This window comes from Stenotrophomonas sp. FR024, from assembly GCF_047500745.2.
GTDB lineage: Bacteria > Pseudomonadota > Gammaproteobacteria > Xanthomonadales > Xanthomonadaceae > Stenotrophomonas > Stenotrophomonas maltophilia_A.
Genome location: NZ_JAXAXM020000017.1, coordinates 32,429 through 54,919, shown reverse-complemented (window position 1 = coordinate 54,919; position 22,491 = coordinate 32,429). Strand labels below are relative to the sequence as shown.

Here is a 22,491-nt window from a genome sequence, read left to right as displayed (position 1 = left end):
AGCGGCTGGGCCGGGCCCCGGAGGGGGACTTGCAGCGTCCCCCTCAACCGGATCCACACCGCCAACCCACGAAATGCCGGCTGTTGCTGGTGCTGTTGCTCCCGCTCGTAGCAGGTGCAGGGCGCAGCCCTGCCGAAAACCACCCTCAACCGTCGCCCTGGATGCCGCCGGGGGCCTGCGCCGGGTCGCGCCAGCGGCGCACCGTGCGCTGGAAGAACAGGTTGTTCGGCAGCTGCAGCACCGTGCCCTCGTGGCCGTCGCCGGTTTCCTGCAGCGTGGTGTAGATCAGGTTCACGTCGATCACCCGGCCCTTCAGGCCCGGCTTCTCGCCGTTTTCCAGCACCTCGATGTAGTCGTGCAGGCGGAACGGGCGGGTGGTGAAGATCAGCAGCGTGCAGAAGATGTTGGACAGCACGCTCCACGCCGCGAAGAAGGCCACCGCGCCCACGGCTGCAAAGCCGGTGAACGCGGTCCACAGCACCGACGGCTTCGCGCCGAGCAGGCTGAGGATGTACAGCAGGGCACTGAAATAGACCACGAAACTGGTGATCCGGCGCGCGCCCATCACCATTTCCGGCGGCAGCGTGTAGTGCTCGGCGAAGCGGCGGATCAGGCGACGGGCGAGCACGCGCAGGAGCCATGCGACCAGCAGCACCAGTACGATCTGCAGCGCGACGCCGGCGTAGTTCAACCACGGGTGGGTCCAGGCGGGCAGGTGATCCTTCAGCGACAACATCATGGGGCGAAAACAGGCGGCGGGAACGGCCCCTGATGTTACCCGGCGCGTGCGGGGGATTCGACCGCCGGGTTCCAGGCCACGCACACCAGCTCCTGGCGGTGCTGCTGCAGGCAGGCGCGGCCATTGTCGGGACGCAGCTGCAGTGACAGGCCCAGCGCCTGCAGCAGGACACAGGCGGTGATCACCAGCAGGGCGGCGCAGGATGGGCTGGACATGGCAGGACTCCTGGACGGCAATTTCGCGAAGGACCTTTCATGGATGCAGCAGCCACCCAAAAGGTTGCATGCCATCGATCATCGATCGGCTCTAAACCTTTTCCCGGGTCGCCGCATCCAAGCGATATGCTCGACACCACCATGCCCGCGCCGCCTGCCGCCAATGACGCCGTCGATGAACCCGCCCTGGTGCGCGCGGCGGCCGCCGGTGATACCGCTGCCTATGAACTGCTGTACCGGCGCCACGCGCCCCGTGTGTTCGCTGTGCTGTGGCGGTTGTGTGGCGGCCAGCAGGCACGCGCCGAGGACGCGCTGCAGGAAGCGTTCCTGCAGGCGTGGAAGGCGCTGCCGGGCTTCCGTTTCGAGAGCAGCCTGTCGACCTGGCTGCACCGGCTGGGCGTCAACGCGGCACTGATGGAGCTGCGCGGACGAGCGGGCGGGCAGGATCACGACAGCCTCGACGAAGTGGACGGAGGGTTGCAGGAGCTGGCAGTGCACGATCGTTGCGCCGGCACCGAACGCGACCTCGAACGGGCACTGTCGACACTGCCGCCACGGGCACGTGCGGTACTGGTACTGCACGACATCGAAGGCTGGAAACACCAGGAAATCGCCGAACAGCTGCAGATGGCCGTCGGCAGTTCCAAGGCACAGTTGCATCGTGCGCGCGGCCTGTTGCGCGCACGGCTGGGAGACATGACATGAGTACACACGACCACGATTCCGACCACGATCTGCTGGCCCGGCTGCGCGCGCTGCCGACCGAACGCGGCGTACCCACCGATGGCTGGGCACGCCTGTCGGCGCAGCTGCCGCCGCGTGAACCGCAGGCGGCACCTGCGCCGGGCGACAATGTGGTGGCCCTGCCAGCGCGCTCGCGGCGTCGCTGGTGGCTGCCGGTCGGTGCGGCATTGGCGGCCAGCCTGGCGCTCTACGCGGTGGCACCGTGGCGGCATGCGCAGCCGGAGGTGCCGGTACCTTCAGCGCTGCAGCTGCAGGCGGCGGCGATGACCGAGCAGTACCAGCAGGCCGTCGCTTCGCTGCCCGATGGACGGGCGCCGGAATGGCAGCCGGCGCTGCACGAACTGGATGAAAGCGCAGCGCAGATCCGTGCCGCCTTGGCGCAGGACCCGCGTGCGCCGCACCTGCTTGGCCAGCTCAAGCGCACCTACGCGCTGCGGCTGGAATTGACCCGGCAGGCGGCCTATGCCGCCGAGTCCGGCTTGACGACCTGAGGAGACCCCCATGACCCGAACCCTGATTTCCTGCTGTGTCGCGCTGCTGCTGGCCCCTGCCGTGGCGCTGGCCGACACCCGCATCGACGAGCGCCACACCCTGGCCGCGGGCGGTCGCATCGAGCTGAGCAATGTGGCCGGCAAGGTGACCGTGCGTGGCTGGGACCGCAATGACGTGCAGCTCACCGGCACGCTCAGCGACGGCCTGCAGCTGCGTCAGGAGAAAAGTGCCAACCGTGTGCGCTGGGAGATCGAATACCCGCGCCGCAGCAGCAATGGTGGCGCGACGCTGGTACTGAACGTGCCGCGCTCGGTGGAGCTGCTGCTGAGCACGGTCAGCGCCAGCCAGGACATCAGTGGCATCGATGTGCGACGGCTGCAGGCCGACACGGTCAGCGGCAGCCTGAGCGCGGCTGGCCGCAGTGGCGACAGCAAGCTCAACACGGTCAGTGGCAGCGTCAGCGCACGCCTGCAGACGCCGAAGCTGGACGTGAACACGGTCAGTGGCCGGATCGAGGCCGGCGGCGGCGTGTCCGGTGATATCGGTGCGCAGACGGTGTCCGGCCGGGTCGAGGTGGACGCCGGGCGCGTGCAGCGGCTGGCGGTGGAGACCGTCTCGGGCAGCATCGATCTGGCAGCGGCCGGGTTGGCTCCCGGCGGCCGCATCAACGTCGAATCGGTCAGTGCCTCGGTTACGCTGAGCCTGCCGCGCACGGTGTCGGCACAGCTGTCGGTGAACAGCTTCAGTGGTTCGATCAACAGTGACGCCGGGCAGGTGGAGCGGCCGCGCTATGGGCCGGGCAGCCACCTCGATACGCGTCTGGGCGGCGGTGATGGTGACATCCGCATCCAGTCGCATTCGGGCAGTGTGCGGGTACGCCTGGACCGCTGAACGCGATCCGGCAGGCCGCGGCGGCAGCGCCGCCGCGGTCGATACTGGGTCAGCTGGCTTTCTTCAGTGCCCAGGTGGTGCCGAGGACTTCGATCTTGCCACCGGCCTTGCGGAACGCTGCCAGGTCCGAAGCGATCGAATCGCTGCTGACCACTGTGCTGGCGGCCGCGCCCTTGCGTTCGCTGCGGATGCTGTTGCTGGCCTTCGCGGGGGTCTTTGCCTTGCGGGGCATGGTTGCTCCTGTCAGGTGGAAGGGGAGGAAAGCGCCCAGGCATCGGCCTGGCGCAGGTAGTCCTGCCGCTCGCGGCGGCAGTCATCGCCGCCCATCGAAAACTGGCGGCAGATCGCCGGGCGCTGCGAATAGATCGTGCAGCGCAGGTGATAGGGATCGATCGCTGCGCACCAGCCTTCCTCGTTGCGCGCCATCACGGCACGGCCGTGGGTGTCGCGTGACAGGAACTGGCCGGGCACGTGGTCGCCGGGTTGCAGCAGCACGGGCAGCCGGCAACAGACCGCGTCACAACGGCGGCAGTCGATGGGTGCAGGTGCTGCGTCAGGTTGTAAGGCCACAGGGGCCTGGCGGGTGCCCAAAGCGGGTCTCGATGGCGGCTCAGGTGCTGCGCGGACCATGAACGAGCCAGGAAGGCATGGCCGCTAGGCCCGCGGGGCGGGCCAGGCTGCACTGTGGACACACACCGGCGTGGCCGGCGGAAGGTGCAGCGTGGTTCTAGCCGACCAAGAGTAACTTAGACCGCGTAACGTTTTGTTAATCCTGGCTGGCTGCCGCCAGCGCAAGGCCCTGGACCACGCCCAGCGAGGGCTCGCCGTGGACCATGCGGGCCCCCGGGAAGGCCTCGGCCACGGCCTGGCGCAGGTAGCCGGCACGGGACATGCCACCGGTCAGGAACACCGCGTCCGGGTCGCCGCCGATGTCGCTGCGGACCTGGGCCAGCAGCTCGCGGATCTGCTCCAGGTAGCCATGGGCGGCGGCGGCCAGTCCGTCGGCGCTGCTGTCGGCATGCAGGTCGCGGGCGATGTAGTCCAGCGTGCTGCGGTGTTCGCTGGCGGCGCTGAGGGCAATCTTGGCGCGTTCGACATCGCGGTACAGGCGGGCGGTGTTGCCGGTGTCCTGCAGGGCCTGCAGGCGCGCGCCCCACGGTTCGTCGACATGGTCGTATTTGTGCTGGCGGAAGTCGCGCTGGCGCGTCATGTCCTGCACGGTGGCGGCTTCCACGTAGTGGTGGGCGGGCACGCGGGTGATGCCGCGGCCGAACAGCGGCATGTAGCTGGACAGGCTCAGCGCCAGATCGATGTCGGTACCGCCACGGGCGATACCCCAGGCGCGGTGGATGCGCGGCGCAGCATCGCCACCAACCTCGGCGTGGGCGATATCGGTGGTACCGCCGCCGATGTCAACGATCACCGCCTGGTGCCGCTCGCGGCTTTCGGCGTGGTAATGCATGGCCGCCGCGGCCGGTTCCTCGAGGAAATCGATCTGGTCGAAACCGGCCTGGGTGGCGGCTTCGCGCAGGATGTCCAGTGCCTGATCGTTGCCGGCCGCGCCGATCGAGCTGCGGAACTGCACCGGGCGGCCGAGCAGGGCGGCACGCAGCGGCTGGCCAAGCTGGGCGCTGGCGGTCAGGCGGATGTGCTCGAGGATGTGCGCGGCGATGCCGGTGATGGTCTGCTTCGCGCGCGGGTGCAGATTGTAGCCCAGCATCGACTTCGGGCTCTGCACCAGGTTGCCTTCGTGTTCCTCGAAATAGGCTTCCAGCGCGTCGTCGCCGTAGACCGCGTTCTGCAGCAGGTCGCTGGCGCTGCGCTCCTTGCCGGCGCGGGCTTCCATCCATTCCCGGCGCAGTGCGCGCAGGGCTTCGCGGCGCAGCGCCTGCGGCGTGCGTTCCTGGCCGGCGGCACGGGCCGCGCGCGCGGCGCTGTCGATCATCTGCTGCAGCTCGTGTTCCTGGCCGGCGTCGAGCTGGAAGTCATCCGGGTCGGGCACCACGCCGGGGAAGTACACGCTGGTACGGAACTGCTCGGCGTCGCCGAAGCGGATCGGCAGCAGTTTCCCCTCATGCACGATGGCGGCGGCGGAGTTGCTGGTACCGAAGTCGATGCCGAGGCGCATGGGGAGTTCCGGGGGCGATCAGGGGCCGCGCACTCTGCTGCAGTTCGTCGCCGACTGCAAGTTCCTGCGGCCTTCTGTTCTGGATGGGGGTTCCGGATCGGGTCATGCGAGCCGCCGGGCGCTGGCCGGAAAAGGGCAGCGAGCCAGGCGGTTACAATGGCGGCTGTTGATTCACTTTGAGGTACTTGCTGATGTCTTCTGCCCCCGCCTGCCCGCAGTGCACCCTGGAAAACACCTACGCCGATGGTGCGCTGTGGATCTGCGCCGACTGCGGTTTCGAATGGACCGCCGAGGAAAGCGCCGGTTCCACCCTGGTCGTGCGTGACAGCAACGGCAACACCCTGCAGGCCGGCGACACCGTCACCGTGATCAAGGACCTGAAGGTCAAGGGCTCCTCGATCCCGCTCAAGCAGGGCACCGTGATCCGCAACATCCGCCTGGTCGAGGATGACGCCGAGCACATCGAAGGCAACTCGGACAAGATCAAGGGCCTGGTCCTGAAGACCTGCTTCCTCAAGAAGGCCTGATCGCCTTCAGCGCTTGGCCTGCTGCTGCGCGCGCCAGCGGGCCAGGCTGTCCAGCTTGGCCTGGTAGCGCGCCTGCTCCGGCGCGCCCCCCAGTTCCTGTGCACGCAGCAGTTCGCGATCGGCGCGCTTGAGCTGGCCAGCCAGGAAATAGACGCGTGCCAGCCCGAAGTGGAACTGATGCGCGGTGTCATACAGGCGAACGGCCTGCCGGTAATAGCGGATCGCCTGGTCCAGCTGGCCGGCACGTTCGGCCTTGGCGCCGAACATGTACTGCGCGAACGGGTCTTCGCGCTGCACCGACTTCAACCGGCGCTCAAGTGACTGCGCCTGCGCGGTCAAGCCCAGGCTGCGGAACAGCGCGGAGGCATTGGTCAGTGCGGCATCCTGGCGGCCTTCCAGCTGCAGCGATCGGTCCAGCGCCTGCCGCGCCGCCTCGTTGTTGCCTTCGCGGTGGTCGAGCACGCCGAGGTTGTTCCACACCGGAGCGAACCCGCTGTCCTGAGCCAGGGACGCGTCGAAGAATGCACGCGCGCCGACGAAATCACCGTCGGCGAGGCGCTCCGCACCCCGGTTGTTGTAGAAGTGCGCCAACGCCCGCGCACGGCTGACGGGAACCGGGCCGCGGCGGTCATAGAGCACATTGCGATCCAGATCGACGGTACCGAAACGCCCACCGACGTCGACACCGGCGTTGACGTGGCCGACGCTGTAGACCACGCCCGCGTCCTGGTCCTGGTACCAGGACACCACCTGCCCGACTTCCTGCACGCGGGCCTGGATGCCAGCCTCCCGCGCAAGCGTCACGAACAGCAGGGTGAAGGCCAGGCAGTTGGCGCGGCGGTGCTGCCAGATATCGCTGACGGTGTAGGTCGCATTGGCGTCGTACTGCAGGTCCAGCCCGTGCTGGTCGAAGATCATCTCCACGAGCGCCTGCAGCCGCTGGTCGCGGGAGTAGCTGCGCTGGATCACCTGCTTCTGGAGCATCGCGCGCAGGTCCGCGGGAATGGCGAACACTTCTTCCGGGGTCGGCACACGTGCGGCCGACACGGTGATGGTCGGGGGCGTCACCACATCGGCGGGCGGTGCCTGGCCTGCGCCGAAGGCAGGAGCACAGAAGGCCAGCAGCGAAAGAGTGAGGCAATGGGCGGCAGAACGGTACATGACGGTTCCCGGCAGCGGCGGGCGCTCCCGCCTGTGGCGAGTGTATGCCCATGGATGTCCGGCTGCAGCGACCGTTGGTCGGCGCCGCGTTCATCCACAACCGGTGTGGACCAGCGCTCGACAAAGCTGTGGACAACTGGCTCCGGGCCCCGCCCGGCAAGCGTTGTGAGTGCGTGGTGAAAAAACCGCCAGCTTGCCCGGCGCCGGCACAGGCGGGATGATCAGGTCATGGACTTCTCACCGCTGACGCTTGCCCCGGCGCAGTGGCAGGCGCTGCAGGACAGCTATGCAACGCCGCCACGGGCCTACCACCACTTCGGCCATGTGCGCGCGGTGCTGCAGCACTGCCAGGAGGTCGCCGACGGCCCCGGCTGGAAGCAGCCGGCCGAGATCTATCTGGCCGTGCTCTATCACGATGCGATCTACCAGGCGGGGCGCAAGGACAACGAGGCGCGTTCGGCGCAGCTGGCTTTACAGGCGATCACACAGGCGCCAGAGCTTGCCACTGTCGACGCCGCTCGCGTGGAGCAATTGATCCTGCTGACCGCCCGCCACGGCGCGCTTGGTCCGGAGGATGTGGATGCCGAGGCGGCGCTGTTCCTGGACTGCGACATGGCGATCCTGGCCGCGCCGGAACCGGTGTTCGCTGCCTATGACCGTGGCGTGGCCGAAGAATACAAAGGGGTGGTGCCGGGCTTCCTGTACCGTGCCGGCCGTCGCCGCTTCCTGCAGGGCCTGCTGCGCGCTCCGCGGATCTTCCTCAGCGGGTTCTTCCACCAGCGCCTGGACGCGGCCGCTCGTGACAACCTGCGACGTCAGCTGGGCGTTTGAGCCGGCCCGGTACACTGGTGACCTGTTTCCAATGATTGCCGTTTCCGACCGTGTCCGTCCCTGATCCCGATCCCCGCCCGCTGCCACCGGAAGAACCCGGCCCCAACGAATGCTGCGGCAGTGGTTGCCCGCTGTGTGTGCTGGACCTGTATTCCGATGAGCTGCAGCGCTACCGCAAGGCGCTGGCCGAGTGGAAGACGCGGCATCCAGAGGCCGCACCATGAGCCGTGCACGCCCGGCGGCGGTGCTGGCGCTGGTGGCACTGGTGCTGTTCGTGGCCACCGCGCTGTGGACCCAGGTTGCGCGCAGTGATCTGGACTGGGTGCGGGCGACCTTGAGCCTGTACCTGCACGGGCCGTGGGGGCTGGCATTGCGCGCTGCCTACTGCCTGCTGGCGCTGGCCATTGCGGCGCTTGGCATTGCGCTGTATCGCGGCAGCATCGGCCCGCGGCGCAGTGCGGCCGCACCATTGCTGTTCACGGTTTCCGCGCTGGGCCTGGCGACGGTCGCCATCGGCGACAGCTGGCTGCCTGAAGCAACACCGCTGCTGGCACCGTTCATCCATGGGCTGGCAGCCAACACGGCGTTCCTGTGTGCCAGCGTCGGCATGCTGCTGCAGGCCTGGTATCTGCGCCGCGAACCGGGTTGGCAGTCCGCTGCGGGCCTGCTCTGGGGCTGGGCATGGCTGGCCTTTGTGCTGCTGTGGCTGCATGTGCTGTGGCGTGGTGGTCCACCGCGTGGGCTGGGACAGAAAGTGGTGATCGCGGTGATCGTTGGCTGGCTGCTGTATCTGGCGATGGCCCTGTACCGTCGCAGCCGTCGGGCCGCAGCCCACTGAATCCCCAACGGCCTGCGCCGGTACGTGCCGTGCACGCGGCGGCGGCGTATCGTGTGCGCATTCCATCGGGGATGCGATATGAAGCGTGCAGGGCTGGGCAGGGCAATGGGTGTGGTACTGGCGCTGGCCGCGCTGCCGGCAACGGCGGCCGTGACCCCGCAGCAGTTCAGCCATGGGCGGTTCGAGCAGATTCCGGTGCACATGCCATCCGGCACGCCGCAACGGGTGGTGATCTGGTTCCACGAACCCACGGCCGGTGGTGACACCAGCCGCCTGCCGATCGAGGCCCTGCGTGCCGATGGCGCGCTGGTCGCGGCAGTGGACATTGCGCACCTGCGCGGTGTGCTCAAGCGCGAGGGGGACCTGACCTGTTCGTTCGGTTCCGGTGACGTCGAGAATTTCTCACGTTGGCTGCAGGCCTCGCTGCATCTGCCCGGCTACCACCTGCCGCTGGTCGGCGGTGATGGCGAAGGTGCCGAGATGGCCTATTCGCTGGCAGCGCAGGCCGATACCCAGGTGTTTGCCGGTGTACTGACCACCGGCTTCTGCCCGGACCACAACCACCAGCGCATGGTCTGCGGCGATGGTGTGAAGCACGACAGGCTGCAGCCGGCCGAACTGAATTTTCCGTGGTTGAGCGCGGCCGGTGACCGCGGCTGCAAGGTCGGCCAGGCCAGCGCGTTCGTGCAGCAGGTCGCGATGGCACGCGAGTTCAAGCGCACCGCGCGCGGTGATGCGTCACCGGGCCTGGTGGCTGCGGCACGGGTGATCGGCGCGCAGGCCGGCGTCAGCCTGGCACCGCCGCCTGCTGCACTGAAGGGCCTGCCCGTGGTGGAAATGCCGGCGACCGGCAGCGGCGATACGCTGGCGGTGTTCGTCTCCGGTGACGGTGGCTGGGCTGGCCTGGACAAGAACGTGGCGTCGTCACTCAACGAGCATGGCGTGGCGGTCGTCGGCATCGATTCGCTGCGCTACTTCTGGAGCAAGCGCACACCGAAGGGCTTTGCGGGCGACCTGCAGAAGATCATCGACCACTACCGCCAGCAATGGCACCGCGACAAGGTGATGTTGATCGGTTTCTCGCAGGGCGCCGACGTGCTGCCGGCCACCATCAACCAGCTCGACGTCGGCACCCGTGAGGCGCTGGAGCGCATCGTGCTGCTGTCGGTGGGCAGGAAGGCCGACTTCGAATTCCATGTCAGCAACTGGCTGGGCGGTGGCGGTGACGGCCTGCCGATTGCACCGGAAGTGGCCAGGCTGCCGGCGGAAAAAACGCTGTGCGTGTACGGCGACAAGGATGAGGACGCGCTGTGCCCGGATCTGCCGGCCAATGACGGCGTGAGGAAGGTGAAGCTGCCGGGCGATCACCATTTCGGTGGCGATTACGACCGCCTCGCCGAAGTGATCCTGAAGGGCGGGGTGTAGCGTTTGGTAGACGCCGATCTTGGTCGGCGCTGGGGCTGAAGGTGCCGTGGAATGAGCGTGTCGACCAAGGTCGACACCTACCAGGCGCATGTAGCGTCGAGCCACGCTCGACGGCTGTTGGTAGACGCCGACCTTGGTCGGCGCCGGGGCTGAAGGTGCCGTGGAATGAGCGTGTCCACCAAGGTCGACACCTGCCGGGTGGCAGGTAGCGCCGGGTCATGCCTGGCGGATCGCGGCTTCAATTCCGCCGCGGATCCAGCGAGATCAGGCGCGTGGCATCCAGCAGCGCGGCCGGCAGATGCATGCCGCCGGGCGCGGCGAGATAGCGCGGCCGCCACTGCGGATCGAACTTCGATTTGAAGCGGCGCAGGCCACTGAACCCGTAGAAGCGTTCGCCGTGCCGCGCCAGCAGACCGGCCAGTCGGTTCCAGCGACCGGCCAGCCGATGCTGTGCCAGCCCGGACAACGGTGCCATGCCCAGCGAGAAACGCGCATAGCCCTGCGCGCGGCCCCACAGGAACAGTTCGATGAAGAGGAAGTCCATCGTGCCCTTCGGTGCTTCGTTGACGTGGCGCATCAGGTCGACCGACAGCTCGGCGCCAGCCGGTGCCTGCCACAGGTTGGCGAACGCCACGATCTGGCCCTCGGCTTCGACCAGCGCCACCGGGAAGCGCACCAGGTAGTCCGGGTCGTAGCTGCCCAGCGAGAAGCCCTTCTCATCGCCGGCCTTGTCTTCCAGCCACGCGTTGGAAATTGCGTGCAGGCGCGGCAGCAGGCTGGGAATTTCCTCCACCGGTGCCACGCGGAAGGACAGGCCACCGCGCTTGCCCCGGTTCCAGGCTTGGCGCAGATCGGCGCGTTCGCGGCCTTCCAGGCCGAAGTCGTGCAGCGGCACCATCGCTTCCTCGCCCAGCTTGACCAGGCCCAGGCCCAGGTCGAGGTAGGTCTGCCAGTAGGTCTCGCCCACCTGGTAGAACACCGGGCGCAGGCCCAGCCGGTCGGCTTCCTCGCGGAAGCGCCAGATCAACGCGCGCGCCACGTCAGGCGGGCCGACCGGATCGCCCATCGCGATCAGCGAACCGCCGTAGCGTTGCATCATCACGAAGCCCTGTTTCGCGTCATCGCGCAGCACCGCCTTGTCGGCGGTCAGTACCAGGCAGGCCTGGGTATCGGTGGCACCGACCAGTACCGGCGCCAGTGATTGCAGCGTGGCCTCGTCGGCGGCTGGCAGCGGGCTGCGCGTGCTGTGCAGCAGCCGCGCCAGGCCGAACATCACCAGCGCGATGGCGACCACCAGCAACGCACGCAGTGCGCGCGGTGCATTGCCCGACACCGCGAACTGCCACCACAGCTCGTTCTGGTATTCGACATGACTGTAGGTGAAGAACAGCAGCCAGGTGACCGCCACCAGCACCAGGCCGAGATTGCGCAGCCACGGCCACGACCAGGCTTCATCCAGCAGTGCGCCCTGGCGGTAGAACTCGCGGCGCGCGGCCCACAGCGCCATCGCCGCCAGCACTGCGGAAACTGCGATCAGCCATTGGCCACCACGCAGCCACAACGGCAACGGGGTGACCACGCACACCACCATCGCCAGCATCCACGCCGCATGGCTGCGCCGGGCCAGGCCCTGGCCGATCAGCAGCAGCGCGACCCCGCTGAGGCTGCCGATCAGGTGCGAGGTTTCCAGGATCGGCAGCGAGGCGTTGACCAGGTGACGGCGCGGCGTCGGCAGCGTGCCGTCGATGACCAGCGCGGCGCCGATGCTGAACACCGCCAGCGCGATGATCTGCGGCAGCCACGGGCGCAGCGCGTTCCAGCCGGCGCGGGTTGCGCCGGCACTGGCCTGTAGCGGCTGACGCAGTGCCGGCGCGAGCGCGAGGAGCGTGGCCAGCACCAGCGGCAGTACGTAGTAGGTGACGCGGTAGATCAGTGCAGCCGCCAGCACCGCAGCCGGTGCCACCTGTGGCAACAGCTTCAACAGGCTCCATTCGAATACGCCCAGGCCCGCGGGAACCGTCGAGACCAAGCCGGCCAGCACTGCCACCAGGTACAGGCCGACGAAGCCCGGCAGGCCGGTCGGCGTGGAGTCCGGCAGCAGCACGTAGAACGCGGCACTGGCCAGCACCAGTTCGATCACGCTGAGTACGGTGACACCCAGCATGGTGCGGCGGTCGGGCAACCAGAGTGCATGGCCGAACACGCTGAACTGCCGTCCCTCGCGGCCGACCAGCAACACGGTGCCCACAAATGCGAGCAGGGCGGCCACGCCGACCACGCGCACCGCGTCTGGATTCAACGGCAACGCCAATGCCGCCGCTGCCGGTTCCATGCACAGCGCCACACTGATCAGCAGCCATGCACCGAACACGAAACCGAGCGTGCTCATCAGCACCACCTGCCCGATCTGCGCCAGGTCCAGGCCGGCGCTGCGGTAGCCACGCAGGCGCACCGCGCCGCCGGTCAACGCGGCAAAACCCACGGTCTGGCCCAGCGTGTGCGCAAGGAAGGCGGTGATGCCGACGCGCGCGGGGTGCACGCGGATGCCGCTGCGACGCAGGCCGATGGCATCGAAACCGATCAGGCAGGCGTAACTGGCCAGGCCGAGTACCACGGTGAGCGCGATCTGCGTGCCGCTGAGCTGCCGGAACGCCTGGCGGATGGCGCGATAGCCGTGCTCGTCGAACTCGTTGGCCAGGCCGTGCAGGGCCAGGGCGAGGATCAGCAGGGGGATGACGATGGTGGCAACCCGCTTCCAGGTTGGCGTGGAAGAGGCAGTGGTGGAATCGACGGGGGCGGTCATCGGCGCAAGGGTGCGGCAGGAGGGGCGAGGGCGGTGTCAACGCGGGCGTGGCGCATCGTGCGCCTGTCATCGTCATTTGACCAGTGGGACCGTCGGAGCCCGGTAGTGACGTGTCGCGGAGGATGCCCGTGCACCCACCGTCGACCGGTTTGGAGGACAATGCAGACCTGATCAACCGCAGGAGCCACGCCCATGATGGAGCGTTACGACGTCGGACCGCGCATGTCCGAAATGACCGTATACAACAAGGTCGCCTATCTCTCCGGCCAGATTCCGGAAGACACCAGCCAGGACATCACCGGCCAGACCCGGCAGGTGCTGGCAGAAATCGACAAGCTGCTGGCGTTGGTCGCCAGTGACCGCCAGCACGTGCTGCGCGCCGAGGTGTTCCTGGCCGACATGGCTGACTTCGACGGCATGAACAAGGCGTGGGATGAGTGGGTGGTCGAGGGTGCGACCCCGGCGCGTGCCACGGTCGAGGCCAAGCTGGCCCACGCTGACTGGAAGGTCGAGATCGTAGTGACGGCGGCGGTACCGTAACGGCAGGCAAGGTCAGGTCCCACCAGCGGAGGGTAGAGTCGACGGTTAGTCGACTATCGCGCGCAGCGCGGGGTTTTGCGCCGCCGGAACGAAGAGCAGTCGACAAACAGTCGACTCTACCCCGCCGCTCCACTGCCGGTTGGTCTGGTGGCTACGTTGGCACCAGCTCGATGCAGTCCACCGGGCACGGTGGAATGCACAGCTCGCAACCGGTGCACAGATCGGCAATGACCGTGTGCATGTACTTGGCGCCACCGACGATGGCATCCACCGGGCAGGCCTGGATGCACTTGGTGCAGCCGATGCAGTCGGCTTCCACGATCAATGCCACCTGCGGCGCCTTGTGCTCGCCGCGCGAACGATCAAACGGAATGGCGGGTACGTCCAGTACCTGCGCCAGTGCGCGCGCGCCAGCGTCGCCGCCCGGCGGGCAGCGGTCCACGCCTGCCTCGCCGCGCGCCATGGCCTGCGCGTACGGGCGGCAGCCGTCGTAGCCGCATTGCCCGCATTGGGTCTGCGGCAGCAGGCGGTCGAGGCGTTCGGTCAGGGGAGGAATCAGGCTCATGCGTGGCGAAGGCTGCGCGTTGGGGTTACTTCAAGGGTTTGCCACGGAACCAGCGCTCGTGGGCCAGCGCCAGCATCGGCTTGTCCTCGGAACTGTCACCGTAGGCATGGATGCGCACGTAACGCGACAGATCGAACTGGCGGCGGATGTGCTCGACCTTGCGCGGGCCACAGTCGCCACCGGCGTAACGGCCGGTCAGGCGTCCGTCCTGGCTCTCCAGCCGGTTGCAGATCAACTGCAGGCCCAGCTGCTCGCACCACGGCCGCAGGTACAGGTCCAGCGAGCCGGACACGATCACCACGGTGTGCTGCTGTTCCTTGTGCCAGCGGATCTGCTCCAGCATTTCCGGGCGCACCACGTCGGGCAGGAACTCACGCGAGAAGCCGGCGGCCAGCGTGGCGATGTCATCGCTGTGGCGGTCGCTGAAGGTCAAACGGGTGACGCGCGCGCGGATGCGCTCGGCCGAGATCAGTTTCAGCTTGTATGCGGCCAGCCACGGGCCGACCTTCCACCACGCCTGTGCCAGCTGTTCGGCCGTGGCCACGCGGCGCAGGAAACGGCCATAGGTATCGCAGGTGGTCACGGTGTGGTCGAAGTCGAACAGCGCCAGTTCCATTCCGTTGCCTCCCATCGCGTTGCCCCGAGGCCGGTGCTGCCGGCGGGCGTGGCCGCAACCACGCCCGCTGCGGGCATCAGCGGACCGGCATGCCCGGCTGCGCGCCGCTGTCGGCGTCCAGCAGCGCCAGCGCGCCGCCGTCGAAACCGGCCGACAGGATCATGCCTTCGCTCAGGCCGAAGCGCATCTTGCGCGGGGCCAGGTTGGCGATGAACACCACACTGCGGCCGACCAGCTTCTCCGGCTCGCCGTAGCTGGCGCGGATGCCGGAGAAGATCTGGCGCTTGCCCAGCTCGCCGGCGTCCAGTTCGAAGCGCAGCAGCTTGTCAGAACCTTCCACGAACTCGCAGACCAGCACCTTGCCGATGCGCAGGTCGAGCTTGGCGAAATCGTCGATGCCGATGTAGGCCGGAGCATCGGCACCCTTGGCTTCGTCCTTGGCCGGTGCCGGTGCGGCCGGCTTGGCGGCGTCGGTCTTGGCGGCGGGGGCGGCAGCGGCGGCCGGCTGCAGGGTGTCCTTGGAGGCGTCGATCATGGTGTCAATCTTCTTCGGGTCGATACGGGTGAACAGCGGGGTGTACTCGGTGATGCGATGGCCCAGCAGCGGCTGCGCCAGTTCGGTCCAGTCGGTCACCGGCGCGGCCAGGAAGGCCTCGGCCTGCGCAGCGGTGGCCGGCAGCACCGGCTTCAGGGCGGTGACCAGCACGCGGAACAGGTTCAGGCCCTGGCTGCACACGGCCTGCAGCTGCGCGTCGGCGCCATCCTGCTTGGCGATCACCCACGGCTTGACGTCGTCGATGTAGCGGTTGGCTTCGTCGGCCAGGGTCATGGTCAGGCGGATCGCCGCGGCCGGATCGTTGCGCTCGTAGGCTTCACGGATCGGCGCCAGGCCGTCGACGAAGCGCTGGTACTGCGCCGCATCGGGCAGCTGTGCGGCCAGCTGGCCGTCGAAACGCTTGCTGATGAAGCCGGCGCAGCGGCTGGCCAGGTTGACGAACTTGCCGACCAGGTCGGCGTTGACGCGGGCGATGAAGTCACCCAGGTTCAGGTCGAGATCGTCGACGCCACCGCCGGACTTGGCGGCGTAGTAGTAGCGCAGCGCTTCCGGCTCCAGGCCGGCGTCGAGGAAGGTACGCGCCATCACGAAGGTGCCGCGCGATTTGCTCATCTTGGCGCCGTCTACGGTCAGGTAGCCGTTGACGTGCAGGCGGGTTGGCGCGCGGTGGCCGGTGCCATGCAGCACCGCCGGCCAGAACAGGCCGTGGAAGTTGACGATGTCCTTGCCGATGAAGTGGTGCAGCTCGGTGGCGGTGCCGGCGCGCAGATGCGCTTCGAAGTCTTCGCCGAGCTTGCCGCACAGGGTCTGGAAGCTGGACAGGTAGCCGATCGGCGCATCCAGCCAGACGTAGAAGTACTTGCCCGGCTGGCCCGGAATCTGGAAACCGAAGTACGGTGCGTCGCGCGAGATGTCCCACGCGCGCAGGCCACCTTCGGCATTGAGCCACTCACCCAGCTTGGCCTTCACGCCCGGCAGGGCGACATCGCCGGCCAGCCATTCGCGCAGGAATGCATCGAAGTGGCCCACCTCGAAGAAGAAGTGCTCCGAATCGCGCATTTCCGGCGTGGCACCGGAGATGACCGAACGCGGCTCCTTCAGGTCGGTCGGCGCATAGGTGGCGCCGCAGACTTCGCAGTTGTCGCCGTACTGGTCGGGGCTGCCGCAGTTCGGACAGATGCCCTTGACGTAGCGGTCGGGCAGGAACATGCCCTTGGCCGGGTCGTAGAACTGCGCCACCGAGCGGCGGCTGATGTGGCCGGCCGCTTCCAGCTTCAGGTAGAACTGCTCGGTCAGCGCCTTGTTGGCCGCCGAATTGGTCGAGTCGTAGTGATCGAAGGCCACGCCAAAGGCGGCGAAGTCACGTTCGTGGCTGGCCTGGATGTTGGCGATGAAGGTTTCCGGGGTGACCCCGGCCTTTTCCGCGGCCAGCATGATCGGCGTGCCGTGGGTATCGTCGGCGCAGACGAACCAGGCCTTGCCGCCACTCATTCGCCGCGCACGCACCCAGATGTCGGCCTGGATGTAGCCGACCAGGTGGCCCAGATGCAGCGGGCCGTTGGCGTAGGGCAGGGCGGTGGTGACGAGCGCGGTACGGGTCATGGTCGCGGGGTGAAGCCGAGGGGAACCGCAGAGTATCGCATGCCCGCAACGACGTGACCCGGCCGAAGCCGGGTCACGGGGATGAAGCGGGGCCTGGGGGCTTATTCGCGCTGCCAGGTCTGCGCGCGGCAGATGAAGGCAATGCAGCCGGACACGTCCAGCTTGGTGCCGCCGGGCTGCAGTTCCATCTTCGACTTGTAGGTCTTGCCGTTGGCCGGGTCGAGGATGGTGCCGCCGGACCACTTGTTGGCGCCGTCGGCCTTCAGGTTCCAGAGAATGGTCATGCCCTTCACCGGCTTGTTCTTGTTGGCGCCTTCACAGCCGTCGCAGACCGGGTTCGGGCCCTTGTCCGAGTGCAGGATGTCGACCACCTTGCCGGTCAGCGTGCCGTTGGCGGCCTGGCTGATCTCGACGATCGACTTCACCTTGCCGGTTTTGTCGTCGATGGTCTTCCAGCGGCCGGCGGCGCCGTCGGCGGCCTGTGCCGACAGGGCGGCCAGGCACAGCGGCAGTGCCAGCAGCAGGGTCTTGAAGGTGTTGCGCATGGTCCCCTCCCAGGGTTCATTCCGGCACGCTGCCGGCATGGGTCGACTGTATACCCATTCGGCGGGGTATGGGGAAGGGGGGCTTTGCAGGGCTGCGCCCTGCCTCTGACAGCTTTCTGCGGCTGTTGGTAGGTGTCGACCTTGGTCGACACGGTAGATCCACGCCATGCGTGGATGGGACTTTCCGTGGGAACGGGGGATCAACCGACTTCGTACAGCTCCAGCGGCAGGTCGTCGGGGTCGGCGAAGAAGGTGAAGCGGCGGCCAGTGTATTCGTCCACGCGGATCGGTTCGCACACCACGCCATGCGCAGCCAGACGCTGGATGAAGGGTTCCAGCCGGGCGACGCGGAACGCGAGGTGGCGCAGGCCCTGGGCTTCCGGGCGGCTGGGACGGGGTGGCGGGGAGGGGAAGGAGAACAGTTCCAGCTGGCCGCCGTCGGGCAGGGCCAGGTCCAGCTTCCAGGAATCGCGCGCGGCACGGTGGTTCTCGGCCAGCACGCGCAGGCCGAGGATGCGCACGTAGAAGTCCTTTGAGCGTGCGTAGTCGCTGCAGATCAGTGCGGCGTGGTGGATGCCCAGCAGGGCGTCGGCATCGCGGGTCATTGCAGGGTGTCCAGCCAGCGCTGGGCGATCTTCAGCGCCAGCGGATAGGGTTCGGGGTCGTTGCGGTTGGTCAGCACGATCACGGTCAGGTGCTTGTCCGCATGGCGCACGATCACGTTGCGGAAGCCGATGCTTTCGCCACTGTGCCATTGCACCGGCCCGTTCAGGCGCCAGCCGAAGCCGTAGTGCGGCACGTCGGCTTCAGGCGTCGACGTGGTCGGGCTGAACATCGCGCGGCGCGAGGCTTTCGACAGCAGGCGGTCGTCATACAGCGCCGCATCCCAGCGGGCCAGGTCGTCCAGCGAGGAATAGATGCCGCCATCGCCGAGCACGGCGCTGGTGGTGCTCTGGTCGGTGCGTTGCCAACGGCCATCGATCCAGCTGTAGCCATAGGCGCGTGCAGCGACCGTGTCCTCGCCGTCCTGGTGGGCCACGGTATGCGCCATCCCCAGCGGGCGGAAGATGCGCTGCTGCAGGAAAGTGGCGAAATCCTGTCCGGAGGCGCGGCCGACGATCATTGCCAGCAGTGCATAGCCGCTGTTGCTGTAGCGATACTGCGTGCCGGGTGCGAAATTCAGCCGGTCCTGGCGCGACAGCAGGGTCAGCACGTCGGCATCATGCACCTGCCGAGGGTCAGCCGGGTCCATCAGGTCTTCGTAGTCGAGCAGGCCACCGGTGTGCGAGAGCAGTTGGCGGATCGTGATGGCCGCTGCAGCCGGCGGTAACTCGGGCAGCCACTGCCGGGCCGGCTGGTCGAGCCCAAGCCGGCCATCCTCCACCAGCAGCAGTACCGCCGCAGCGGTGAACTGCTTGCTGACCGAGGCCAGCCGGAAGTTGCTGGCTGCGGTGATCGTGGTGCCGTCCTCCAGCACCGCCAGGCCGTAGCCGCGGCGGAATACCGGTTGCCCGTCGTGCAGTACCAGCACGGCGGCGCCGGGTACCTGGCCATCGTAGGCCTGCATCAGGCCGTCGATGCCCGCATCCGGTGGGGTCAGCACCGGTGCGGCGGAGGTGGCCAGCGGCAGCAGGCCCAGCACGACGGCGAACAGGGCGACGGCAGGGCGCATGGCGGCTCCGGAGGGGTCAGGGTGAAGGCGCGGGCGTGGCGCTGGCCGGCTGGGCCATCCAGCGCTCCATCTTGCGGTCCAGCACGTCCAGCGGCATCGAGCCATCCTTCAGCAGTTCGGCGTGGAAGCGGCGCAGGTCGAAGGCGGCACCCTGGCGTGCCTTGGCCTTGTCGCGCAGGGCGACAATGGTGGTCAGGCCGGCCACGTTGGACAGCGCCTGGCCGGGCTGGGCCATGATCCGCTCGACTTCGGCGTTGGCGTCATCGCTGCTCATGTCCACGGTCTTCTGCAGGTAGGCCACGGCCTGCTGCTTGCTCCAGCCCTGGGCGTTCACGCCGGTGTCGGCCACCACGCGGGCAGCGCGCAGCAGGCGCGAATACAGGTAGCCGATGCGGTCGTAGGGATCGGTGTAGATGCCCAGGTTCTCACCCAGTGTTTCGGCATACAGGCCCCAGCCTTCGACGAAGGCGAGATCGCCACCCAGGCGGCGGAAGCGCGGCAGCTTGGCCAGCTCCTGCTGCAGGCCCAGTTGCACGTGGTGGCCGGGGATCGCCTCATGCAGGTACTGCACCGGCACGTTCCAGCGCTTGCGGCTGGCCAGGTCGCGGGTGTTCACGTACAGCACGCCCGGTTGCCCGGCCGCAGACGGCTGGTAGGCCGCTGCTGCGGCGGTCAGTGCACGCTCCGGTTCCACCGCGCGCACGTCCAGCGCGGACTTGGGCAGGGTATCGAGCACCTGCGGCAGGCGTGCGTTGACCTGCTGCTGCACCTGGCGATAGCGGTTGATCAACGCATTGGCGTCGCCGTACTGGAACTGGCGGTCGTTACGCATGCTGCGCAGCAGCTTGGCCGGCGTGCCGCGCAGCTTGGCGTCCTTCATCACCGTGGCGATCTGCGCCTGCAGTTCCTGCACGCGCTGTTCGCCCAGCGCGTGCAGCTGCGCGGCGGTCTGGTCGCTGGCCGTGGTCTGCACGATCAGGTTGGCGTACCAGGCCTGGCCATCGGGCAGTGAGCCCAGGCCGCTGCTGGTGCGCGAGGCGGGCAGGTATTCGGTGGCGATGAAACCGCGCAGGGCGCGATAGGCCGGCATGATGCGCAGTTCGATCATGCGCTTGTATTCGGCGCTGATGCGGGCCTTGTCCTCGGCCGCGATGGTGTTCGGCATGGTGCGGATCGGTGACCAGAAGATGCTCTCTTCGGCGGTCGGCTTGATCACTGCATCCAGCTGCGGCAGCACTTTTTCCATCAGGTCGCGTGGCTGCACCACGCCGGCCTTCATGCCCTGGCGCATGTTGTCGATGGCCTGGTCGAACAGCTCGGGAATGCCGAGCGAACGGCGCGACCAGGTGTCGTAGTCCTGCACTGTGTTGAACGGCTGCGCGCCGGCACCTGCACCGAGGATCGCCATGATGCTGCCGACGTTGTAGTACTGGCTGATCGGCATCATCCAGCTCGGGTAGCGCTCGGCGGCCAGCGAAGCGCGCGCGTCGCGCACGAAGATCTCGTAGCTGAGCAGGTCCTGGCCCTGCAGGCCGTCGCTGCCGAGTTTCTCGACCTTGCCCAGCCACTCGGTGGTGAAGTCGTGCGATTGCTGGCGCCACGCGGCGGACAGGATGTTGGGCAGCTGGTCGTTGTAGCGGGCCTCGCCCTGGAAGGTTGCCTGCAGCGGATTCAACCGCATCGAGGCATCCCAGTATTCGTCATACAGGCGCTCCAGCTGCACCTGCTTGGGTACGGCGCGGGCCGGTGCGACCGGACGCGGCGTGGCACGGCGCGCCGAACTGCCACGGGCCGGCGCGGTAGCGCGGGCAGGCCGGGCCTTGGGCTTGGCGGCCTGGCGGGTCTGCGCGGCGGCAGGGCGGCTGGCCTTCTTTTTCGCTGCTTCGGCCGACGGCACGGCGCTGAACAGGAACAACGCGGCGATGGCGGCGGCCAGGGCGCGGGTGGGATGCGGCATCAGGAGCTTCCGTGGAACACAGACCGTGGAGCTTGCACGATCCGGCCGCGTACGGCCAGCGTGAAGGCGCAGTCAGCTTTTTGTTGCTGGGGCTTCAGTCAGCCGCAGCGGCGGCGCGCAACGATGCGGCTCGCTCGGCACCCAGATAGCGGGTGATGGCACGCCGCATCAGGTACAGCAACGGAATCAGGGCGATCGCAAAGCCCATCTTGTAGATGTAGTTGACGCTGCTGACGGCCAGGAACAGCGAGGTCGGCCAGTGCTGCGGTCCGAGCACGAAGGCGATCCAGATCACCACGAAGCTGTCGACTACCTGCGAGACCGCCGTCGATCCGGTCGCGCGCAGCCACACGTGGCGTTCTCCGGTGGCCTGGCGGATGCGATGGAACACCGCCACGTCGATCAGCTGGCCGAGCAGGAAGGCCACCAGCGAGCCGGCGATGGTCCACATGCCCTGGCCGAACACCGCTGCGAATGCCGCCTGGTAGTCGGGCACGCCGTGGCCATCCATCGACGTGACCCACCAACTGGCCGGCGCCAGCGAAATGGCCGCGAAGGCGAACAGGAAGCCGTAGCCGATCAGCACCACCGCCAGCCACGAGATGAAGCGCACGCCGCGCTTGCCGAAGAACTCGTTGATGGTGTCGGTCATGATGAACACCACCGGCCACAACAGGGTGCCGGCGGTGAAGCTGAGCGAGCCGGTCTGGCCGAACAGGTTCCAGTTCAGCGGAGCGATGCCCAGGGTGTCTTCCAGCGCGAAGATCTTCACCCCGATCAGCTCGGCCAGCACCGCATTGCCGCAGAAGAACGCGGCCAGCACGATGAACAGCAGGACCGCGCGGTCCTGCAGCGGGCGCTCGATCGGCGCCGGGGTCATTCGGTGCGTTCGCCGGTGCGTTCGCCGGCACGGGTGAACGGCACGCTGGACGGCGCCACGGCACCACCGGAAATGATGAAGCTCATGGCCTGGTCGACGGTCCAGTCGGTCGGCGTCAGCAGTTCCACCGGCACGATTTCCAGGTAGCCCGAGGTCGGGTTCGGCGTGGTTGGCACATACACCGCGGCCAGCTCACGGTCGGTGCCGTGTTCCTTGATCACGCGGGTGACCAGGCCGACCGATTTCATGTCGCGGTGCGGGAAGTCGATCAGCACCACGCGCTGGGTGCTGCCCGGCTCGGTCTGCAGCATGTCCAGCAGCTTCTTGGCGCTGTCGTAGATGATGCTGGCCAGCGGAATGCGCTTGATGACCGCGCCCACCCAGCGCAGCAGGCGCTGGCCGAGCACGCGGCGGCTGGCCACGCCCACCGCCAGGATCACCAGCAGGGTGGCCAGCAGGGCGATGGTGTCCTGGATCCATTCGGCGCGGACCCAGCCGAGGTAGTGCGGAAAGCTTGTCGCGATCTGCTCGGACAGCGGTACCACCAAGGGGCTGGAAATGCCCGACAGCAGCACGAACACGAACTTGACCACGACCCAGGTCAGCCAGATCGGCAGCAGGGTGAGCAGGCCGGTCAGGAACAGGCGCTGCAGGGAGGGGCGGGGGACCAGGGCGGGGGCTTCGAGCGACATGCGCGCATTGTAGCGGTCACTGCCGGTCGATTACGCTGGGGAATCGACTGCGGCAACGGCACATGGAAGGGA

General features: G+C 67.7%; 25 protein-coding genes. 9 read left to right on the top strand and 16 right to left on the bottom strand.

Annotated elements, in window-relative coordinates:
• Positions 1-145: 145 nt before the first annotated feature.
• Both ACMZ91_RS17250 and ACMZ91_RS17245 read right to left on the bottom strand, forming a co-directional pair.
• Entirely contained in the window at positions 146-739 is a 594-nt protein-coding gene (locus tag ACMZ91_RS17250) for a mechanosensitive ion channel family protein (RefSeq protein WP_080291803.1), read from the bottom strand.
• Between the two features lie 35 nt (positions 740-774).
• The gene (locus ACMZ91_RS17245; RefSeq protein ID WP_049398314.1) at positions 775-954 is read right to left on the bottom strand and encodes a hypothetical protein; all 180 of its coding nucleotides are present in this window, start codon (positions 952-954) and stop codon (positions 775-777) included.
• Positions 955-1,080: 126 nt separating this feature from the next.
• Here ACMZ91_RS17245 and ACMZ91_RS17240 point away from each other — a divergent pair, with 126 nt between their 5' ends.
• The 3 genes from ACMZ91_RS17240 to ACMZ91_RS17230 are packed head-to-tail and all read left to right on the top strand — an operon-like array spanning position 1,081 to position 3,081.
• On the top strand, positions 1,081-1,659 hold the full coding sequence (locus tag ACMZ91_RS17240; RefSeq protein WP_032129359.1) for an RNA polymerase sigma factor: 579 nt from the start codon (positions 1,081-1,083) through the stop codon (positions 1,657-1,659).
• Positions 1,656-2,189, top strand: a complete 534-nt coding sequence (locus ACMZ91_RS17235; RefSeq protein WP_032129360.1) for a hypothetical protein — start codon at positions 1,656-1,658, stop codon at positions 2,187-2,189. Before ACMZ91_RS17240 ends, ACMZ91_RS17235 begins: the two co-directional genes overlap by 4 nt.
• Before the next feature lie 10 nt (positions 2,190-2,199).
• Positions 2,200-3,081 (top strand): DUF4097 family beta strand repeat-containing protein, encoded by an 882-nt coding sequence (locus ACMZ91_RS17230; RefSeq protein WP_032129361.1) that lies wholly within the window; start codon positions 2,200-2,202, stop codon positions 3,079-3,081.
• A 49-nt stretch (positions 3,082-3,130) separates the two neighbouring features.
• On the opposite strand, the gene ACMZ91_RS17225 is transcribed toward ACMZ91_RS17230, so the two are convergent.
• From ACMZ91_RS17225 to ACMZ91_RS17215, 3 genes are all read right to left on the bottom strand, one after another.
• Positions 3,131-3,313, bottom strand: coding sequence for a hypothetical protein (locus ACMZ91_RS17225; RefSeq protein WP_005410566.1), 183 nt, complete (start codon positions 3,311-3,313; stop codon positions 3,131-3,133).
• Positions 3,314-3,324: 11 nt separating this feature from the next.
• Entirely contained in the window at positions 3,325-3,618 is a 294-nt protein-coding gene (locus ACMZ91_RS17220) for a YkgJ family cysteine cluster protein (RefSeq protein ID WP_053462562.1), read from the bottom strand.
• A gap of 229 nt (positions 3,619-3,847) precedes the next feature.
• On the bottom strand, positions 3,848-5,209 hold the full coding sequence (locus ACMZ91_RS17215) for an Hsp70 family protein (RefSeq protein WP_032129362.1): 1,362 nt from the start codon (positions 5,207-5,209) through the stop codon (positions 3,848-3,850).
• A 191-nt stretch (positions 5,210-5,400) separates the two neighbouring features.
• Between ACMZ91_RS17215 and ACMZ91_RS17210 the strand changes: the two genes are divergently transcribed.
• Positions 5,401-5,736 carry a zinc ribbon domain-containing protein YjdM gene (locus ACMZ91_RS17210; RefSeq protein ID WP_010482882.1) on the top strand — a complete coding sequence of 112 codons (336 nt, stop codon included), beginning with the start codon at positions 5,401-5,403 and terminating at the stop codon, positions 5,734-5,736.
• A 6-nt stretch (positions 5,737-5,742) separates the two neighbouring features.
• On the opposite strand, the gene ACMZ91_RS17205 is transcribed toward ACMZ91_RS17210, so the two are convergent.
• Positions 5,743-6,897: a tetratricopeptide repeat protein gene (locus tag ACMZ91_RS17205; protein WP_414578564.1), complete on the bottom strand. Its 1,155-nt coding sequence runs from the start codon at positions 6,895-6,897 to the stop codon at positions 5,743-5,745.
• A gap of 228 nt (positions 6,898-7,125) precedes the next feature.
• Here ACMZ91_RS17205 and ACMZ91_RS17200 point away from each other — a divergent pair, with 228 nt between their 5' ends.
• The 4 genes from ACMZ91_RS17200 (at position 7,126) to ACMZ91_RS17185 (ending at position 9,991) form a co-directional block, all read left to right on the top strand.
• Complete coding sequence (locus ACMZ91_RS17200) at positions 7,126-7,728, top strand: HD domain-containing protein (protein ID WP_164081437.1); 603 nt, start codon at positions 7,126-7,128, stop codon at positions 7,726-7,728.
• 50 nt (positions 7,729-7,778) lie between these two features.
• A complete protein-coding gene (locus ACMZ91_RS17195) occupies positions 7,779-7,952 on the top strand; it encodes an oxidoreductase-like domain-containing protein (RefSeq protein ID WP_049398321.1) in 174 nt (57 codons plus the stop codon).
• Positions 7,949-8,566 carry a DUF998 domain-containing protein gene (locus ACMZ91_RS17190; RefSeq protein WP_032130397.1) on the top strand — a complete coding sequence of 206 codons (618 nt, stop codon included), beginning with the start codon at positions 7,949-7,951 and terminating at the stop codon, positions 8,564-8,566. The genes ACMZ91_RS17195 and ACMZ91_RS17190 overlap by 4 nt, the downstream gene beginning before the upstream one ends.
• Positions 8,567-8,644: 78 nt before the next feature.
• The gene (locus tag ACMZ91_RS17185) at positions 8,645-9,991 is read left to right on the top strand and encodes a virulence factor family protein (RefSeq protein WP_414578567.1); all 1,347 of its coding nucleotides are present in this window, start codon (positions 8,645-8,647) and stop codon (positions 9,989-9,991) included.
• A gap of 238 nt (positions 9,992-10,229) precedes the next feature.
• Here ACMZ91_RS17185 and mprF read toward each other — a convergent pair whose 3' ends face one another.
• The gene (gene mprF / locus ACMZ91_RS17180) at positions 10,230-12,794 is read right to left on the bottom strand and encodes a bifunctional lysylphosphatidylglycerol flippase/synthetase MprF (RefSeq protein ID WP_134951636.1); all 2,565 of its coding nucleotides are present in this window, start codon (positions 12,792-12,794) and stop codon (positions 10,230-10,232) included.
• A 192-nt stretch (positions 12,795-12,986) separates the two neighbouring features.
• Between mprF and ACMZ91_RS17175 the strand changes: the two genes are divergently transcribed.
• Complete coding sequence (locus tag ACMZ91_RS17175; RefSeq protein WP_005410556.1) at positions 12,987-13,334, top strand: RidA family protein; 348 nt, start codon at positions 12,987-12,989, stop codon at positions 13,332-13,334.
• 151 nt (positions 13,335-13,485) lie between these two features.
• Here ACMZ91_RS17175 and rnfB read toward each other — a convergent pair whose 3' ends face one another.
• From rnfB to ACMZ91_RS17130, 9 genes are all read right to left on the bottom strand, one after another.
• Complete coding sequence (gene rnfB, locus ACMZ91_RS17170; protein WP_080291848.1) at positions 13,486-13,899, bottom strand: Rnf electron transport complex subunit RnfB; 414 nt, start codon at positions 13,897-13,899, stop codon at positions 13,486-13,488.
• Between the two features lie 25 nt (positions 13,900-13,924).
• Complete coding sequence (locus ACMZ91_RS17165) at positions 13,925-14,515, bottom strand: HAD family hydrolase (RefSeq protein ID WP_049463206.1); 591 nt, start codon at positions 14,513-14,515, stop codon at positions 13,925-13,927.
• Between the two features lie 76 nt (positions 14,516-14,591).
• Positions 14,592-16,673, bottom strand: a complete 2,082-nt coding sequence (gene metG / locus ACMZ91_RS17160) for a methionine--tRNA ligase (RefSeq protein WP_049463207.1) — start codon at positions 16,671-16,673, stop codon at positions 14,592-14,594.
• A gap of 101 nt (positions 16,674-16,774) precedes the next feature.
• Positions 16,775-17,218: a DUF2147 domain-containing protein gene (locus tag ACMZ91_RS17155; protein ID WP_032130402.1), complete on the bottom strand. Its 444-nt coding sequence runs from the start codon at positions 17,216-17,218 to the stop codon at positions 16,775-16,777.
• A 200-nt stretch (positions 17,219-17,418) separates the two neighbouring features.
• Positions 17,419-17,823: an SMU1112c/YaeR family gloxylase I-like metalloprotein gene (gene gloA2, locus ACMZ91_RS17150; RefSeq protein WP_049463208.1), complete on the bottom strand. Its 405-nt coding sequence runs from the start codon at positions 17,821-17,823 to the stop codon at positions 17,419-17,421.
• Entirely contained in the window at positions 17,820-18,890 is a 1,071-nt protein-coding gene (locus tag ACMZ91_RS17145; RefSeq protein ID WP_414577651.1) for a serine hydrolase domain-containing protein, read from the bottom strand. The genes gloA2 and ACMZ91_RS17145 overlap by 4 nt, the downstream gene beginning before the upstream one ends.
• A 16-nt stretch (positions 18,891-18,906) precedes the next feature.
• The gene (locus tag ACMZ91_RS17140; RefSeq protein ID WP_277779250.1) at positions 18,907-20,847 is read right to left on the bottom strand and encodes a DUF885 domain-containing protein; all 1,941 of its coding nucleotides are present in this window, start codon (positions 20,845-20,847) and stop codon (positions 18,907-18,909) included.
• Between the two features lie 94 nt (positions 20,848-20,941).
• On the bottom strand, positions 20,942-21,727 hold the full coding sequence (locus tag ACMZ91_RS17135) for a queuosine precursor transporter (RefSeq protein WP_049398695.1): 786 nt from the start codon (positions 21,725-21,727) through the stop codon (positions 20,942-20,944).
• The gene (locus tag ACMZ91_RS17130; RefSeq protein ID WP_005414135.1) at positions 21,724-22,419 is read right to left on the bottom strand and encodes a DUF502 domain-containing protein; all 696 of its coding nucleotides are present in this window, start codon (positions 22,417-22,419) and stop codon (positions 21,724-21,726) included. Before ACMZ91_RS17130 ends, ACMZ91_RS17135 begins: the two co-directional genes overlap by 4 nt.
• Positions 22,420-22,491: the final 72 nt, after the last annotated feature.